Origin of the sequence: Brevibacterium mcbrellneri ATCC 49030 (assembly GCF_000178455.1) — a bacterium.
Lineage (GTDB): Bacteria > Actinomycetota > Actinomycetes > Actinomycetales > Brevibacteriaceae > Brevibacterium > Brevibacterium mcbrellneri.
Genome location: NZ_ADNU01000016.1, coordinates 106,575 through 122,102, shown reverse-complemented (window position 1 = coordinate 122,102; position 15,528 = coordinate 106,575). Strand labels below are relative to the sequence as shown.

Annotated in this window: 13 protein-coding genes; 8 read left to right on the top strand and 5 right to left on the bottom strand. The window is 57.3% G+C overall.

Annotation, left to right across the window (positions count from 1 at the left end; genetic code table 11):
* Position 1: 1 nt before the first annotated feature.
* The 3 genes from HMPREF0183_RS02590 to HMPREF0183_RS02580 form a co-directional block, all read right to left on the bottom strand.
* Positions 2 to 739 carry a helix-hairpin-helix domain-containing protein gene (locus HMPREF0183_RS02590; protein ID WP_005882522.1) on the bottom strand — a complete coding sequence of 246 codons (738 nt, stop codon included), beginning with the start codon at positions 737 to 739 and terminating at the stop codon, positions 2 to 4.
* A gap of 102 nt (positions 740 to 841) precedes the next feature.
* Positions 842 to 1,738, bottom strand: coding sequence for a DegV family protein (locus HMPREF0183_RS02585; RefSeq protein WP_005882520.1), 897 nt, complete (start codon positions 1,736 to 1,738; stop codon positions 842 to 844).
* Entirely contained in the window at positions 1,735 to 3,045 is a 1,311-nt protein-coding gene (locus HMPREF0183_RS02580) for a UDP-glucose dehydrogenase family protein (protein WP_005882518.1), read from the bottom strand. Before HMPREF0183_RS02580 ends, HMPREF0183_RS02585 begins: the two co-directional genes overlap by 4 nt.
* Positions 3,046 to 3,148: 103 nt before the next feature.
* Between HMPREF0183_RS02580 and HMPREF0183_RS02575 the strand changes: the two genes are divergently transcribed.
* Genes HMPREF0183_RS02575 through HMPREF0183_RS02565 form a run of 3 tightly spaced genes read left to right on the top strand, consistent with a single transcriptional unit; the run spans position 3,149 to position 4,559 of the window.
* The gene (locus HMPREF0183_RS02575) at positions 3,149 to 3,838 is read left to right on the top strand and encodes a hypothetical protein (RefSeq protein WP_040347724.1); all 690 of its coding nucleotides are present in this window, start codon (positions 3,149 to 3,151) and stop codon (positions 3,836 to 3,838) included.
* Positions 3,838 to 4,212: a fluoride efflux transporter FluC gene (locus tag HMPREF0183_RS12010; RefSeq protein WP_050775318.1), complete on the top strand. Its 375-nt coding sequence runs from the start codon at positions 3,838 to 3,840 to the stop codon at positions 4,210 to 4,212. Before HMPREF0183_RS02575 ends, HMPREF0183_RS12010 begins: the two co-directional genes overlap by 1 nt.
* Positions 4,164 to 4,559 carry a fluoride efflux transporter FluC gene (locus HMPREF0183_RS02565; RefSeq protein WP_169309653.1) on the top strand — a complete coding sequence of 132 codons (396 nt, stop codon included), beginning with the start codon at positions 4,164 to 4,166 and terminating at the stop codon, positions 4,557 to 4,559. The genes HMPREF0183_RS12010 and HMPREF0183_RS02565 overlap by 49 nt, the downstream gene beginning before the upstream one ends.
* A gap of 26 nt (positions 4,560 to 4,585) precedes the next feature.
* On the opposite strand, the gene nadE is transcribed toward HMPREF0183_RS02565, so the two are convergent.
* Together nadE and leuS are read right to left on the bottom strand one after the other, a co-directional pair.
* Complete coding sequence (nadE, locus tag HMPREF0183_RS02560) at positions 4,586 to 5,413, bottom strand: ammonia-dependent NAD(+) synthetase (protein ID WP_005882511.1); 828 nt, start codon at positions 5,411 to 5,413, stop codon at positions 4,586 to 4,588.
* A 90-nt stretch (positions 5,414 to 5,503) separates the two neighbouring features.
* Positions 5,504 to 8,332, bottom strand: a complete 2,829-nt coding sequence (gene leuS / locus HMPREF0183_RS02555; RefSeq protein ID WP_005882510.1) for a leucine--tRNA ligase — start codon at positions 8,330 to 8,332, stop codon at positions 5,504 to 5,506.
* Between the two features lie 208 nt (positions 8,333 to 8,540).
* On the opposite strand from leuS, the gene HMPREF0183_RS02550 reads away from it, so the two are divergent.
* The 5 genes from HMPREF0183_RS02550 (at position 8,541) to glpK (ending at position 15,528) form a co-directional block, all read left to right on the top strand.
* On the top strand, positions 8,541 to 10,358 hold the full coding sequence (locus HMPREF0183_RS02550) for an AMP-dependent synthetase/ligase (RefSeq protein ID WP_005882508.1): 1,818 nt from the start codon (positions 8,541 to 8,543) through the stop codon (positions 10,356 to 10,358).
* A gap of 69 nt (positions 10,359 to 10,427) precedes the next feature.
* Positions 10,428 to 11,480: a polyphosphate kinase 2 gene (ppk2, locus tag HMPREF0183_RS02545; protein ID WP_005882505.1), complete on the top strand. Its 1,053-nt coding sequence runs from the start codon at positions 10,428 to 10,430 to the stop codon at positions 11,478 to 11,480.
* A 10-nt stretch (positions 11,481 to 11,490) separates the two neighbouring features.
* Positions 11,491 to 12,528, top strand: a complete 1,038-nt coding sequence (locus HMPREF0183_RS02540; protein ID WP_005882503.1) for a YhjD/YihY/BrkB family envelope integrity protein — start codon at positions 11,491 to 11,493, stop codon at positions 12,526 to 12,528.
* 88 nt (positions 12,529 to 12,616) lie between these two features.
* Entirely contained in the window at positions 12,617 to 14,050 is a 1,434-nt protein-coding gene (locus HMPREF0183_RS02535; RefSeq protein ID WP_005882502.1) for a glyceraldehyde-3-phosphate dehydrogenase, read from the top strand.
* A gap of 2 nt (positions 14,051 to 14,052) precedes the next feature.
* Positions 14,053 to 15,528, top strand: a complete 1,476-nt coding sequence (gene glpK, locus HMPREF0183_RS02530; protein ID WP_005882500.1) for a glycerol kinase GlpK — start codon at positions 14,053 to 14,055, stop codon at positions 15,526 to 15,528.

The following is a 15,528-nucleotide window of genomic DNA, read 5'->3' as shown; positions in this document are numbered from 1 at the left end:
CTCACACCGTGACAAGCGGGGTTAGGCGTTCAAGGATCGCAGGCCCGATTCCTGGCACGTCCTCCAGCTCTTCAATACTTTCGAATCTGCCGTTCTCTTCCCGGTGTTTGATGATCGCTTCCGAGGTTGCCGGTCCCACTCCTGGCAACTCCTGTAATTCCTTTTCTGAAGCGGTATTGACGTTGATTTTGCCAGCGCCTGACGCACCGCTTGAAGCCCCATCAGATGAGCCAGACACACCGCCGGACACCTCGGGCTCCCCCACCTTGGGAACTTTGATCTGTTCACCGTCGTTAAGTGGTTGTGCCAGGTTGAGCGCTGACGGGTCAGCGTCGTGAGTCATTCCTCCTGCGGCCTGGACCGCATCCGTGACACGGGAACCCGCCGGCAGAGTCATGACCCCCGGGTTCTTCACCTCGCCAGCAACGTGAACAGTCACCTCGCTGGCAGGTGAGTTCGCAGGTGACCCCACCTCCGATCCCACCTCCGACGCAACCGGTGGCCCAGGCTCAACGGCCCCAGCAGTTTCTCCCCCAGAGTCGGGTGACTGTTTAAGGGCGGTAAAAATGATGAGCCCAACAACCGCAAGAACGACGACCACGGCAACCGCCACAATGATCACGCGCGCGGGCACGGGCCGGTTCCCCGGCACCAAGTCATCAAGGTCGTCTTCAGGTTTCCACCCCTGATGCGAGGCCCCTACTAGGCCGGCAAAACGATCATCTGGTGAAGCTGACATGGCCTCACCCTATGAACGCCACTCACTTGACGCATCGCGCACCAACGCCTCTGTGGAAACCACTTCATCATCCACACAGTGCGTGCCTTCTACACGGCCGAACTATCCACCGGGGCGTGACTGTACAAAAACCCCCACTGTGCCCGGCCCAACATGCCCGGTCACCACTGTTGATGCCACCCGTGTTTCCACGCGGGCCTGTACTTTCGCGCCCAGACTGTCGACCACCTCGGCGACGGCATCAACCAGGTCCCGGGCGGCCACATTGGCGTTGTCGATGTCCTGCTCTGAGTGGACCACCACGATATCCACAGGCCCATGGCCACCTAGAAGCTCACACGAGTCCTTCACAAAGTCCGCCAGCTTCGCCACGGCCTTGCTGCGCGTCCGCACTTTGGTACGCGCCACCACACGCCCATCGGCCAGGCCCAGAACAGGAACGATCGACAGCGTCTTCCCAAGCAACGCTGACGCTGCCCCAATCCGGCCCCCGGCACGCAACCAGTCCAAAGATTCGGGGATAAACGCCACCCGGGTGTTCCCCTGGCACCACTGCTCAACCTCCTTGGCAGCGGCCCCAAGTTCCACGCCCGAGGTGTGTGCCGCCACCCGCACAGCCCCCAACAAACCTGCCGAAAGAGTGAGGGAATCAACCACCTCGGCGGGGATAGGGCTCGACGCGGCCGCAGTACGGGCGGACTCCGCTGTTCCCGACAGCGCGCCAGACAAGGTGAGAATCAGCACATTGTCAACCCCGGCCGATGTAAGCTCCTCGAGTGCTTGCGTGAAAGCGTGAGGCTCAGGCATTGACGTGGAAACGCGTTGCCCGTTTCTGAGCCCGTCGCACACTTCTTGGGGAGTCCAGTCTGAGTCGGGCCGGTCTTCTTCCCCCACACGAACCGTCAAGTCCACCGTTCGCACAACACAGTGAGCCGAAAGCTCCTCAATGTCCTGTTGTGTTAAGCGAGCAGTGGAATCGACAATAATCCCGCGCGTCACGGGCGACCCAAAGCGCGGTACGACCAGCCAGCTTCACGCCACTGCACTGGGTCTAGAACATTGCGTCCGTCGACAATGGCCCGGTTCTTCACCAGTTTCCCCACCTCAACAGGGTCAAGGTCACGGTACTCGCGCCATTCGGTCAGCAGGAGCACCACGTCGGCATCTTGCAGGGCTTTTTCTGCCGTCTCCGCATACGTGAGCTGCCCAAACATCTTCCGCGCGTTCTCAATCGCCTGTGGGTCGGTCACAACGACTGAACCGCCCTGTAGCGAAATCAGACCTGCTACAGCCAAAGCGGGCGAATCGCGCACATCGTCGCTGTACGGCTTGAACGCTGCTCCGAGAACGGCAATTTTCTTCCCAATAAAGGAACCGTGGACCTGCTCACGCGCCAAGTCGACCATGCGGACGCGACGGCGCATGTTGATCGAGTCGATCTCCCGCAAGAACGCAACGGCTTGGTCAGCACCCAGTTCGCCGGCACGAGCCATAAAGGCTCGAATATCTTTAGGCAGGCACCCACCTCCAAAGCCCAGACCCGCGTTGAGGAACTTACGACCAATCCGGTCGTCCATCCCAATCGCATCGGCAAGGACCGTAACATCAGCGCCGGCGGCTTCACACAGTTCCGCCATGGCGTTGATAAAAGAAATCTTGGTCGCAAGGAACGAGTTGGCTGCAGTTTTCACCAGCTCAGCAGTTGCGTAGTCCATGATGAGACGTGGCGTGTCAGTTTCGAGGTTGTGCGCGTACACCTCGTCAAGGGCAACGGTAGCCTTCTCACCAGCTTCGCCCTGTGGCACCCCGTAAATAATGCGGTTAGGGGTCAGAGTGTCATCAACTGCGTGCCCTTCGCGCAAGAATTCGGGATTCCATGCCAAAACCGCACCGTGTTCGGTCACAGTAGGTTCCATACGTGCGGCTGTTCCCACGGGAACGGTTGACTTCCCCACCACCACATCACCGGGCTTGAGAATAGTGGCCACCGATTCAAACGCCGCCTCGACATATGTCATGTCAGCTGCGAATTCGCCTTGACGTTGCGGGGTTCCCACGCACACGAAGTGGACCGTTGCGTGCTTGGCCTGTTCAATGTCAGTCGTGAACGTGAGGTTTCCTGATTCCTGTCCCTTTTTGAGAAGCTCAGGCAGGCCCGGTTCAAAAAATGGTGCGTCAAAATTCGACAGTGCACGCACCTTGTTTTCGTCTACATCAACACCGATCACCGTGTGTCCTACCGACGCCATGGCTGCCGCGTGAACAGCACCCAAGTATCCGCACCCGACTACCGATATTGTGCTCATTAAAGTTTTTCCGTTCCGTAGGCTAGATGTCTGATGAGGCTTGTTCCTCAGATCAGTATAGAAGTCCACAATCTCGCACACTGTTTTCGCTAGACTTTCAGCCGTGAGGCGTTTTGGAGACTTTTTAGTGAATTCATGGGCAGCGACTCTTATCCTTGCAGTCGCCGTCCTTGCTCTTATCCTGTTCCTGATCCCCCCGTTACATTCGGTGGCCTGGATCATTGGACTGATTTCGGCTGTCATCACCGCACTGGGCGTCGTGGGACTGGCCTACGAATGGTCTTCCACGCAGGCGCGCATCGACAGGCTGGGCAATGAGCTGACGCAAGCATATGAGCAGTCCAACCGTGTGCAACTCACCCAGGTTGAGGACGAACCCCAGAACCCTGACGCTGAGTACGCAGCCCGGATTCGGTCCCTGTTCCCCCAGGACACTGGGCTCGTTCAGGAATTGCGTGTGTCGCAAGTGGCTTCCCTCAGCCAAGAGTCACTGCGCGCCCTCGAGACCTTCCTGTCTCAAAGCAAACACGCGTCTTTTATCAACCGCGACGCTCATTATGCTTTTATGGATCTTTTCCGCACAGGGAGTGCTCTACGCGACTGGGTCAAACAAGAGATGGCACCTAGTGACCAGGACACCAATGAACTCGTGGTCATACCTGGCGACACGCGTGAAGGAGGCTGGCACGAATTCAGCCGCGCGCAGAACCACGGTGAGAACGTGGCGAACAGTTTTGTGACAGCACGCTCAACCTTTGAACGTGTCATCTTCGAAAATTCACTCGACTCGTAGTGTCGCGTCTCCTCCCACCTCTTCTGGTGTTTGCCGGTGGTGCGTTAGGCACATGTGTTCGCGTCGCGGTTTTCCAGTTCGGTGAAACAGCGGGCCTCATCACGGTCAATACCGCGGGAACGCTCATTCTGGCTTTTCTTTCCGGGCTTCTGGTGGATGCGCGAACCCCGTGGGCAACCCCCGTGAAACTGTTCGTTGGCGCTGGAATATGCGGGTCCCTCACCACGCAGTCCACGCTTGCCCTCATGACCGTACAGTCCGGCTTTGGTGGACTCACCCTCACTCTGGTGTCGCTGGTGACTGGCGTATGTGCCGCCGTCAGTGGGTGGCTGATTGGCTCGGCTGTGCGCCCATCGCCGAGGTCGTCATGCTGATCGCGGTCGTGCTAGCTGGCGGGGTGGGGGCAGTGTGCCGGTGGGCGTGCGATACGGCCTTGAGCCGGTGGTTGAACGCGTCGTGGCCAGCAGCGGTGTTTCTCATCAATGTGGCGGGAAGTTTCTTCACCGGTGTGCTCACGGGAGCCACCGTGGACTTTCCGGTGTTCAGCGTATGCGTCACCGGTTTCTGTGGCGCTTTCACCACGTTTTCAACGCTCATGGTGGGGTGGTTGGAACTTACGCTCCGCAAACGCCCGGTTCACGGTGTCCTCTATTTGGGAGGTACGTTACTGGCATGCGTGCTCAGCGTGTGGCTGGGTCTTGCAGCCGGTTCACACCTGTAGTGGCGTTGTGGCAGTTAGTAACGCTTCTAGCAGCGAATCCACCAGGTGTCGGCGGGAGTCACAGGCATCACGCGCTTGTGGTGGCTTCGACGATATTTGTCCTCGATCGTAAATGCTGTGTCATCTGAGACGGGTTTTCCTTCGAGGTAGTCATCAATATTCTCATACGTCAGCCCCAGAGCGCTTTCATCCGTTTGTCCCGGCTGATCGTCTAGAAGGTCCGCGGTTGGAACCTTGAGATACAAGTGTTCCGGACAGTCCAGCTCCTGGAGCATTTCGCGCCCCTGACGTTTTGTCAGACCCGCAAGCGGTGTGACGTCGGCACCCCCGTCACCGAACTTCGTATAGAACCCGGTAACGGCCTCGGCAGCGTGATCGGTTCCAACCACCAACAGTCCCAGATCACCAGCGACCGCGTATTGCGCGATCATCCGCATCCGGGCCTTGACGTTGCCCCGGTTGAAGTCCGAGGTCTCATGCCCCATCGCCGTTGTGAACTCTTTGGAAACTTCATCGGTAGCTTCACCGATGTTGAATGTCACCACGCGATCGGGCTCAATGAAGTCGAGTGCGTCTTGCGCGTCCTGTTCGTCTTGCTGAAGCCGATACGGCAGACGCATCGCGACGAACGTCGCGTCATAATCACGCCTACGCAGTTCTTCAACTGCCAGTTGGCACAGTTTCCCGGCAAGAGTGGAATCTTGCCCTCCCGAAATGCCCAGCACAAAACCCCGGGTGCCGGTGGTCAAACAGTAGTCGACCAGGAACTGGACGCGACGCTGAATCGCTCCACGTGGATCGATGCTGGGGCTCACACCTAGAGCCAGTCGAATCTCTTCGGGTGAAACATTCATGCATTACACAGTAAACGTTTACCCGATCGTAAACGTCACGAATACGGCACTTCGTAACGAAGATTACGCGTGACTTTCGCCACACCCTCACTACATGGGCACAATATTCACGAGCTTGGGCGCACGCACGATCACCTTGCGCACCTCGGCGCCGTCCAAGCTACGCTGGGCACCCTTCGAGGCAAGCGCCAGCTTTTCGAGCTCTTCGTCCGAAATGTCCGGGGACACTTCCAGTCGGTCGCGAACCTTGCCCTTCACCTGTACAACGCACGTGACGGTTTCTTCAACCAGATAACGTTCGTCGACCTCGGGGAACGGCGCGTACGTGATGGTGTCGTCATGCCCCAGTTTGCTCCACAGTTCTTCTGCAATGTGTGGAGCCAAAGGTGCGAGCATGACGACGAGTGGCTCAATGACGTCACGTGGCGAAACCCCCACCTTCGTGAGGTGGTTGGTGAGCACAATGAGCTTGGCAACGACCGTGTTGAAACGGAAGTTATCCATGTCGTCCCGCACACCCGCAATAGTGGAGTGCAAAACGCGCAAGGTTTCTTCGTCAGCCGGCTGACCGGTGACTTTAAGTTCGCCGGAATCTTCGTCCACAACCAGACGCCACACGCGCTGCAGGAACCGTTGCGCACCAACGACCGCGCGGGTTTCCCACGCACGCGACACCTCGAGTGGACCCATCGACATTTCGTACACGCGGAAGGTGTCGGCACCGTACTCTTCGTACATTTCATCGGGTGTCACCATGTTTTTAAGCGACTTGCCCATCTTCCCGTACTCACGCGTGACTTGTTCGCCCTGGTACCAGAATGTGCCGTTCTCTTTTTCTTCCACCTCATTGGCTGGCACGTACACGCCACGCGCATCAGTAAACGCGTACGCCTGGATGTACCCCTGGTTAATGAGCTTGTAGAACGGTTCAAAGCTGGAAATGTACCCGAGGTCGTAAAGGACTTTGTGCCAGAAGCGGGCATACAGCAAGTGCAGGACCGCGTGCTCAACACCGCCAATATAGAGGTCCGCACCGCCTGGCTTCTTGTCATCCCGTGGGCCCAACCAGTACTTTTCGTTCTCCGGGTCCACAAGTGCGTTGCTATTGTGCGGGTCCGCGTAGCGCAACTGATACCACGAAGATCCCGCCCAGTTGGGCATGGTGTTGGTCTCACGGGTGTAGGTTTTCAGCCCGTCACCCAAGTCCAGTTCAACCGAGACCCAGTCGTGGTTACGCCCCAGAGGCGGTTCTGGTTCAGAGTCCACGTCATCTGGTTCAAAGGTCTTGGGGCTGAAGTCCTCGAGTTCCGGAAGATCAACAGGTAGCTGGTCTTCTGGCACCAAGTGGGGTGTGCCTTCTTCGTCATAGACGATAGGGAACGGTTCGCCCCAGTAGCGCTGGCGGCTAAACAGCCAGTCACGCAAGCGGTACTGCGTGGTTTGTTGCGCGAGCCCCTGCTCAGCCAACCACTGGACCACACGGTTCTTAGCCTGGTCGACGTCCACGTCGTTGACATCGATGTGTTCGTTCGCCGAATTGATCTTCCGACCTTCGCCCAAATACGGCTGATCTTCATCGTGATCCGCAGGAGGTTCAACCGTGCGAATGTAGGGCAAACCAAATGCCTTCGCAAAGTCCCAGTCGCGGCTGTCTTCAGCTGGCACACCCATGACCGCGCCGGTTCCGTACCCCATGAGCACGTAGTCGGCCACAAACACGGGCATGTTGTGTCCAGTTGCAGGGTTCTTCACGTAGCTACCTGTGAACACACCCGTTTTGTTCTTGTCTTCCTGACGCTCGGCCGGGGTCTTCGCTGCCGCGGCACGCTGGTACTCAGCTACCGCCTCGGCGGGGGTTGCTGCCCCCTGGGTCCACGCGGGGTTCACATCTTCTGGCCACGTAGCAGTCACAAACTCATCGACCAGCGGGTGTTCCGGGGAAAGAACCGCGAACGTCGCACCAAACAGCGTGTCGGCGCGAGTGGTGTACACCTCGAGCTGGGGGACGCTGTGGCCCGTGAAACGCACCAACGCACCCACAGATTTCCCAATCCAATTGCGCTGCATGTGCTTGACCGCCTCGGGCCACTCCACCGTGCCCAGGTCAGCGTCCAAACGGTCGGCGTACGCGGTGATTCGCATGTTCCACTGCTTGAGTTTGCGCGTATAGACCGGGAAGTTACCGCGTTCAGAACGACCTTCGGCAGTCACTTCTTCGTTAGCGAGCACCGTACCCAAGCCGGGACACCAGTTGACTGGCGATTCGCTCACATACGCCAAACGGTAATCTTGCAAAACTTCTTCACGTTCACGCGGGCTCAGCTCAGCCCACGCGCCCCGCCCGGTGTCACGCGCACCAGTTTCGAACTGCTCAATCAGTTCACTGATGGGGCGTGCCTTGGCCGCATCGGCGTCATACCACGCGTCAAAAATTTTGGCGAAGATCCACTGTGTCCACTTCACGAACTCAGGGTCGGTTGTGGCAAACGAACGGCGAGGGTCGTGGCCCAGCCCCAAGCGTCGCAACTGCCTGCGCATGTTGTCGATGTTTTGGTTGGTGGTGATGCGTGGGTGCTGTCCCGTTTGCACTGCGTACTGTTCAGCTGGCAGACCAAACGCGTCATATCCCAGCGCGTGCATCACGTTACGGCCCAACATTCGCTGGTACCTGGCATACACGTCTGTTGCCAAGTACCCCAGCGGGTGTCCTACGTGGAGACCCTTCCCGGACGGGTACGGGAACATGTCCATGAGGTACATAGGTGCACCCAAGTTGCGGTTGTCACTCGCCAAGTCACCTACCGGGTTGGAAGACGCGAAAGTACCGTCTTCTTCCCACCGGTCTTGCCATTTAAGTTCAATGTCTCCCGCCAGCTGCGCATCGTAGCGATAGGTGGGCTGCTCGGGAGCGTTACTCATTGGCGTCCTTTCGGTTTTTAAGACTCAGCTTTGCATAGCGAGCCTTATGTGGCGTGGCGTACGTACAGTCACTTTAGGCTATCTCACGCCCGCCAACGTAACTCTTTCACTCGTCAGTAGGTACAGCTTAGAAAATACCTCTCCACCCCGTAGGATAGGTACTTGAATATTCACGCCGATGGTGCCGCATACACGACAGGGAGCTTCGATGTCCGCAACGATGAGTTCATCTTCCACGCCTTTAACTTTTGACCTGCCAGAACGCGACACCATCACCGACGTGTTTGTAGCCCGGGTCGCATCAGATCCTCACGCACACATGCTGTCTCTTTTGGAAAACGACCGCGAGGTCGCAATTTCTGCTCAGCAGTTCCACCGCGAAGTAGTCGAGGTAGCCAAGGGCCTTATTGCAAAGGGCATCAAGCCTGGTGACAGGGTAGGTATTTTCGGAGCCACCAGTTATGAGTGGACCACATATGACTTCGCTATTTGGTTCGCTGGTGGGGTGTCAGTTCCTTTCTATGACACGTCGAGTGAAGATCAACTGGCGTGGATCCTCAAGGACACTGACCTCACATTTGTTGTTGCCCAATCTCAAGACCACAGTGACCGCGTCGCCCAGGCCGCTCAGGCAAGCGGGATCGAAGCAACCTTGGACATCAGCGTGTGGGATGAGGAAGGTCGCCGTTCACTTGTGGCCGCTGGCCGTGATGTGACCGCCGAGGCCGTTGAAGCTGCCCGCTCCTCGCGCAGCAAGTCCGATGACGCGACCATCATTTACACCTCGGGAACAACGGGCCGTTCACGCGGGTGCGTTCTCACCCATGCGAACTTTGTCGACACTGCAGCCAGTGCCGCAGTACAGATCAACCAGGTGGTGACACCCGGTGCACGGTGCCTTCTGTTTATCCCCACCGCGCACGTTTTCGCCCGGTTCATTGAAGTGATGAGCATTCTGCACGGTGTCACGCTGGCACACGAATCGGACCTGACACGGCTCACGGAAGCCTTGGGAGTGTTTCGACCGACGTTTATTCTGGGTGTTCCACGCGTCTTTGAAAAGGTCTTCAATTCAGCATTGCAAAAGGCTGAAGCTGAGAACAAAGCACCTATTTTCCGTGCTGCGGAAGCCGTTGCCGTGCAATATTCCGTTGCCTTAAGTGAAGGCAAAGTGTCCCCGTGGCTCAAAGCCAAGCACAAGTTCTTCGACGTTTTGGTCTACTCCAAACTCCGCGCCGTTCTGGGCGGACAGGCAACGCACGCCGTGTCTGGTGGCGGTCCACTGGGTTTCCGTTTGGGGCACTTCTTCAAGGGAATCGGCGTGGACATTCTCGAAGGATACGGACTCACGGAAACCACCGCCCCAATCGCGGTGAACACGCCCGGGAAGTCCAAGATTGGGACCGTGGGCGTTCCTCTGCCTGGAAACACGGTTGCTGTGGCTCCTGATGGCGAGATCCTTGCCAAGGGTGTCAGCGTTTTCAAGGAATACCTCAACGACCCGCAAGCTACCCAGGACGCTTTTATCGACGGATGGTTCTGCACGGGAGACTTTGGAACGCTTGACGAAGACGGATATGTCAGTGTCACCGGGCGCAAGAAGGAACTCATTATTACTGCAGGTGGCAAGAACGTTGCTCCTGCCCCGTTTGAAGATGAACTTCGACGCCACCCAGTCATTGGTCAAGCGGTCGTGATTGGTGAAGGTAAGAAGTTCGTTTCGGTACTCATCTTCCCAGACATGGAAATGCTCCCAGCCTGGTTGGAAAACCGTGGCCTTCCTGCTCTGTCACTTGAAGATGTGCCTGGCAATGAGAAGATCAACGAATCTGTCTCCCGGGCAATTGAAGTGGCCAACCGCAGGGTTTCACGTGCTGAGTCGATCCGTGAGTACCGGATTGTTCCTGCTCAACTCACGGAACAAAATGGGTACCTTTCAGCCAAGCAGTCTGTGAAGCGTCACATCGTCAATAAGGACTTCAGCTCCTACATTGACGACATTTACGGTCCAGAAAACGCACGATAAAGGTCTTCACGCGGGCTCTGGTCCCACCACTTGTGGCACCTGGGTACTTCAAAATATAGACTTAAAGGTATGAGTGAACACACGCCCACAAACGACACCGAAACAACTGCCCCACACAACGTGAAAGACGGTGTCGAGGCCGACGCCAAGCAGGTTGATTCCACGAAGGCTGACGCTTCACAGAACGAATCAGCTGAGGAAACACCTAAGTTTGAGCTGACCCCTGAAGGTATTCCTGACTTCGCCAACGAAATTGACTCTCTACGTTCCTTGCAAAGGCAGGTAGAGGGAACAAAGTCAAAGTCCAAGGCATGGAAGAAGGGGTACCCGTACCGCACCAAGATGGCGCGGCCTGCGTATGAGCGTGAGAAGCGCAAACTGCAGATTGAGCTCCTCAAGCTTCAAACGTGGATCAAGGAGACCGGCGAACGCGTTGTCATCATCTTCGAAGGACGTGACGCTGCCGGTAAGGGCGGCGCGATCAAGCGGTTCACTGAACACCTTAACCCGCGTGGAGCCCGCGTTGTTGCCCTAGAAAAGCCCACCGAACGCGAACAGACCCAGTGGTACTTCCAGCGCTATGTCCAGCACTTGCCCGCTGCGGGCGAAATCGTCATGTTCGACCGCTCGTGGTACAACCGTGCCGGTGTTGAACGTGTGATGGGCTACTGCACACCGGCTGAGTACCTCGACTTCACCCGTTCGTGCCCGCAGTTCGAAACCATGTTGGTGAACTCGGGAATCAAGATCATTAAGTTCTGGTTCTCAGTTGGGCGAGAAGAACAGCTCCACCGCTTCACATCCCGTTCAACCGACCCTGTCAAACAGTGGAAACTCTCCCCCACTGACCTTGCCAGCTTAGATAAATGGGACGCATACACTGAAGCCAAAGAAGCAATGTTCTTCTACACGGACACGGCTCAAGCACCGTGGACCGTGGTGAAGTCCAACGACAAGAAGCGCGCTCGCCTTGAAGCGATGCGCCACGTGCTCGCACAGTTCGACTATCCAAACAAGGACCGCCGCATCGCACGTCGCCCCGACCTCTTGCTGGTGGGTCACCCCAAAGATATCTACGATCAGGGCGAGGGCCCCGCAGACTTTAGCGCTCTGGAAATCTGACGAGGATTGAATGTCACACGTAGCTCTTCTGACTAAGCGTTCGTCAGCGCTTGCACGTTCACAGCAACTACTCAACAAACCCTTTGTCGTTCACCTCAAGGACACGGTGACACGTTTTGGGGCCCGCCTCGGAAACCAGTTCGCCGCTGCGATTACGTACTTCCTCGTTCTTGCGATCATCCCCATCCTCATGTTCGCGTTCGCGATCCTGGGCTTCACACTTGACGTGCTCAAGCCCGAATGGGTGGGTGTCGTCAACGACTGGATAACCGAAACGGCACCCGGCCAAGATGAACTCGTCGCAATGCTCCAGAACTTCCTGGACAACTGGCAAGCTGTTGGAATCGTGGGTGTACTGTCTGCCTTGTTCACGGCTCAGGGTTTCATTGGGAACCTCAAGGACGCTATTCGGGCGCAGCTCACCGACGACATGGACGACATTCCCAAGGAACCGTTCCTTGCGCGCACCTTCAACAACGTGTATACGCTCCTGGGAATTCTCGTTCTTGTTTTCCTCACGCTGACCGCGACCGTGCTGGGTACTGGTTTGCAGAGCGCAATCGCAAGCTGGCTGGACCTCCCCGGCTGGTTTGCGGTCGTGTTTAACATCCTCACAATCGCGCTCACCGTTGCCATGAACTGGCTACTCTTCATGTTCGTGTTCACCACGATCCCGGACAAGAAGATCCCCATGCGGACGCGTGCGATCGGTTCTTTGACTGGTGCTTTGGCACTCGCTGTCTTGTTGAACCTGGCAACCGTGCTCATCAGCATCTTCTCCGGTTCGCCCACAGCGGCGCTCTTTGGTCCCATCATTGCGATCATGTTGTCCATGAACTTGTTTATCAGGATCCTACTCATGGTTGCTGCCTGGATGGGAACCAGTCATGACGATCGCGTTTTCGCCAAGGTCCCCGAAGGCAAACCAGTTCAAACAGAACAGCAGGACGACATCGACATGACGAGCTCTCTGCTTGCCGTTCTGACTGCTGTGGGGCTCATTTTTCTCACACTGTTTGGCCTCAAACGGTACGAGGGTCGCGAATAATCACATCACAACACAAGGTTTAAGCGCAGCAACCCTGCGAGCAAAATAAATCAGCACAAAACGTGCACACAAACACGAAGGAGTCGCTGTGAGCGAAGTGGCAAACACCAAACTGCAAGAGTGGAACACTAAGTCCGAACTTGCCGAACAGATCCTGCCTGGAGTTGGGCGTCTGTTCCGTAACAACGACGTTCTGCTGACTATCTATGGACGTTCTTTACTGAACAAGTCCACCATCGGAATCGTCAAGGCGCACCGCTACGCACGCCACTTTGACGGAAAAGACCTGGACCTCAACGAAACCCTTGCGATCGTCAACGAACTCCAGAAACTCAACTTGACCGGCGCCCGCCTGGACCTGGGACGCCTGGCTGCCGGATACCGCGAAGCCGGCGGCGACCTCGGCGAGTACCTCAAAAACGAACTTTCCACCGTTATTGACGGGCCAGAGTCCCCAGAGCCACGCGACGTTGTCCTCTACGGGTTCGGACGTATCGGTCGCCTGGTTGCCCGAATTCTGGTGGACCGCAACGGCGGAACCGGGATGCGTCTTCGCGCGATCGTGGTCCGCAAGAACGGTGAAAACGACATCATCAAGCGCGCCTCGCTTCTGCGTCGCGACTCCGTTCACGGAAAGTTTGACGGCTCCATTACGGTGGACGAAGAGAACAACACGATCCTGGCCAACGGTGTCCTCATCCAGGTCATCTACTCCTCTGACCCATCAACCGTGGACTACACCCAGTACGGCATCAACGACGCGATCGTCGTGGACAACACTGGTCGTTGGCGCGACGAAGAGGGTCTGGGCCAGCACCTGAAAGCCAAGGGCGTTGGCAAAGTCATCCTCACCGCTCCTGGTAAAGGTGACATCAAAAACATTGTGTACGGTGTCAACAACTCCGCTATCGAAGACAGCGACACGATCCTCTCCGCCGCGTCGTGCACCACGAACGCGATCACCCCGGTGCTCAAGGTGCTCAACGACGAATACGGTGTGAAGAACGGTCACGTGGAAACGGTTCACTCTTTCACGAACGACCAGAACCTCATCGACAACTTCCACAAGGGTGCACGCCGTGGACGTGCCGCCGGACTCAACATGGTGCTCACCGAAACCGGTGCAGCTAAGGCTGTTGCCAAGGCACTTCCTGAACTCAAGGGCAAGCTTTCGGGTAACGCGATTCGCGTCCCCACCCCTAACGTGTCCATGGCGATTCTGAACCTCAATCTAGAGCGCGAAACCACGGTTGACGAACTCAACACGTTCCTGCGCAACACTTCCTTGCACTCGAGCCTGCGCAACCAGATTGACTACATCAACTCCCCCGAGGTCGTTTCCACCGACTTCGTGGGTTCAAAGCGTGCCGGTGTGGTGGACGGTCTGGCGACGATCGTCGACGGCGACCGTGTTGTGGTGTACGTGTGGTACGACAACGAGTACGGCTACTCGTGCCAGGTAGTCCGTTGCTTGGCTGACATGGCTGGAGTCGACTTCCCTGCCCTGCCTAAGCGCGCCTAAAGATGGGTTACGTTCTTTCACTCGACGAAGGAACGACGTCAACACGTGCGGTCATCTTCACTGAGGATGGCCGCACTGTTGCTCAGTCCTCCCAAGAGTTCACACAGCACTTTCCGCGTGGCGGTTGGGTCGAACACGATCCGCTAGAAATTTGGCGCACAAGTCGCCAAGTGATCGGTTCTGCTCTGGGTAAAGCCCAGTTGACAGGCGCAGACATCGCCTGTGTGGGGGTGACGAATCAACGCGAAACCACAGTCGTGTGGGACGCCTCCACCGGCCGGCCCATTTACCCGGCAATCGTGTGGCAAGACACGCGTGGAAGTGAGTATGTCGAACAGTTAAGCGAAAACGCTGACGACATCGCCGCCATCACCGGATTACCCGTCAACACGTACTTTTCAGCCATCAAGCTCATGTGGATCCTGGACCACGTGGAGGGCGCCCGCGCACGCGCAGAAAAAGGTGAACTCCGGTTTGGCACGATCGACGCGTGGCTCCTGTTCAACCTCACCGGTGAGCACGTCACTGACGTGACAAACGCGTCGCGCACCATGCTCATGGACATTCGCACCGGCCAGTGGTCCCAGCACATGCTGGACCTCACCGGCATCCCTGAGCACCTGCTCCCCCGTATCTGCCCGTCGGTGGGCGAACTGGGCACGGTGCGTTCCAACCAGCTGTTGAGTGGAACTGCCGTGACCGGTGTTCTAGGTGATCAGCAGTCTGCCGCATTTGGGCAGGTGTGTTTCAGCCCCGGCGACACCAAGGTCACGTTCGGCACTGGATGTTTTTTGCTGACCAATACGGGCACGGAGATTGTCCGTTCGAACCACGGCCTCGTATCCACCGTGGCGTATCAGATCGCTGACGGACCACTCCAGTACGCGTTGGAGGGCTCAATTGCGGTTGCCGGTTCCTTGGTTCAGTGGTTGCGCGACAACCTGGGAGTTATTTCCTCATCAGAGCAGGTCGAAACGCTGGCTGCTTCCGTGGAAGATTCCGGTGGCGTGTTTTTTGTTCCCGCGTTCGCTGGGCTGTTCGCACCCCGGTGGCGACCGGATGCGCGCGGCACCATTGTGGGCATGACTGGTTTTACCACCGCAGCTCACATTGCCCGCGCGGCTTTGGACTCAACGGCTTTTCAGGCCGCCGAGGTCGTTGACGCTTTGGTTTCGGACGTGGGTACGGATTTGAGGGCGATCCGGGTAGACGGCGGGATGAGCGTGAACGACGCGTTCTTGCAGTTCCAATCCGATATTCTCAGCACTCCGGTTGTGCGCCCAAAAGAAACCGAATCGACTGCCGTTGGGGCGAGTTTCGCCGCTGGCGTGGGAGCGGGCTTGTATTCGCACGGGGATGTCGCGTCGTTGTGGAGAAAAGACCGCGAATTTGTCCCTCACATGGATTCTCGTACGCGTGAGCATTTGCGTGCCCGGTGGAATGAGGCGGTCGAACGTAGCCTCAACTGGGAGCACTAG